Origin of the sequence: Alkalihalobacillus pseudalcaliphilus (assembly GCF_028610675.1) — a bacterium.
Taxonomy (GTDB): domain Bacteria; phylum Bacillota; class Bacilli; order Bacillales; family Bacillaceae_D; genus Alkalihalobacillus; species Alkalihalobacillus pseudalcaliphilus.
The window spans coordinates 1-1,842 of record NZ_JAQQWS010000029.1; the positions used below are offsets into that span (position 1 = coordinate 1).

At 39.2% G+C, this 1,842-nt stretch carries 1 protein-coding gene; it reads left to right on the forward strand.

What is annotated here, in order from left to right; translation table 11 throughout:
- Positions 1-160: 160 nt before the first annotated feature.
- Positions 161-1,842 (forward strand): IS1182 family transposase (locus PQ479_RS21780; RefSeq protein ID WP_047990718.1); only part of this gene is annotated, 1,682 nt, incomplete at its 3' end.

The window sequence follows — 1,842 nt, forward strand, 5'->3', positions numbered from 1 at the left end:
AAAAGAGGCTGGGACAAAACCCACCTCTGAATTGAAAAAGCCGGTGAAATTTTACAACGAGTAAAATTTCACCGGCTTTGATTATTTTTGAATAAAAAAGAAGGACCACTTCTGATAAAATAAAGTTACGACACAAAATTCATCAGAAAGAAGGGTCCTTATGTTTAAAAATTATACCATGAATCAAGTGATTTTACCCCTAGATTTAGAAAGAAAACTCCAAAATCATGATATCGCTTATGCCGTCCATCATTTAGTAGAAAGTATCCCCGATGAAGCCTTTCATGAATTTTTTCGTGAAACCGGGCGTCCGTCCTATCATCCACGCATGATGTTGAAAATTATTTTATGTGGCTACACACAATCCACTTTCTCTGGTAGAAAGATCGAAGCACTTGTCAAAGATAGTGTGCGTATGATGTGGCTTGCACAAGGAGAAGAACCAAGCTACCGTTCCATTAACCGTTTTCGTGTTCATCCCAAGGTAAGTGGATTAATCCGTCAGTGCTTTGTTCAGTTTCGCTGCCAATTAGTCGAAGGGAAACTTATTGAAGAAGAAGCAATTTTTATCGATGGAACAAAGATTGAAGCCTATGCCAATAAATTCACGTTTGTTTGGCGAAAATCCATTGACCGATTTAGTCAAAAGCTCATTGAAAAGTCCTTGAAAATGTATGAAGAACTGCTCGAAAAGCGAGTTATTCCAGAAATAAAGCGGGAAAGTGCCGATGAATTAACCTTCGAAGAGTTAGAAGAAATCGTCCAATCCTTAGACGAAAAAGTGGAAACCTTTGATCAACAAATTGAAGCGAGTGACGTTGTCAGTGAGCGAAAATCGTTGCGTTCGGAGCGTAAATTACCGAAACAGTATCGCAAACAATTCCGTGATTTTGTCTTGAGAAAACGAAAATACGAACAGGATCAACGCTTATTTGGTGAGCGAAATAGTTATTCAAAAACGGATCACGATGCAACCTTCATGCGGATGAAAGACGATTATATGAAAAATGGACAGCTCAAAGCCGGATACAATGTACAAGTGGCAACAGAAGGCCAATATACCTTAGCTTATGATCTATTTCCAAACCCAACGGATACCCGTACGCTCATTCCTTTTTTAGATAAAATAGAAGAAAGTTTCTTTAAACTACCCGAATACATTGTCGCCGATGCAGGATATGGAAGTGAACAAAACTATGAAAATATTATGGAGCGACGAAAACGAACACCTCTAATGACCTATAATTCATACCGAAAAGAGAAAAAGAAAAAACACAAGAAGAATCGTTTCCACGCTGACAATTGGGGGTATAACGAGAAAGAAGATGCTTTTACATGTCCGAACGATCGACAAGTAACCTTTCAATATGAGTCCAAACGCAAAGATAAAACAGGCTTCCAGCGAACGTTCCATGTGTATGAGTGTGAAGATTGTTCCGAATGCCCATTTCGATCGACGTGTACAACAGCCAAAGAAGGAAACAACCGAAAGATCTACCGTAATAAGAAGTGGGAAAACCAAAAAGCCTATATCAACGAACTGCTTTCAAATGAAAAAACAGGTGAAATCTATGGTAAGCGTAAAATAGATGTAGAGCCAGTTTTTGGGAATTTGAAGGCTAATTTGCGTTTCACTCGTTTTTCAGTGAGAGGCAAAGCCAAAGTCCATAACGAACTCGGCATTGTCCTCATGGCGGTGAACTTAAGGAAGTTCACCGCTCATTCACCTCAGCACAGGGGTTCCAAAGGAACATTAAACCGAAAAACGAGTCCAATGAACATATTTTTTGTTCGTCGGACTCGTTTTCTACTTTCTATAGTCAGTTATGTCCCAGCCTCTTT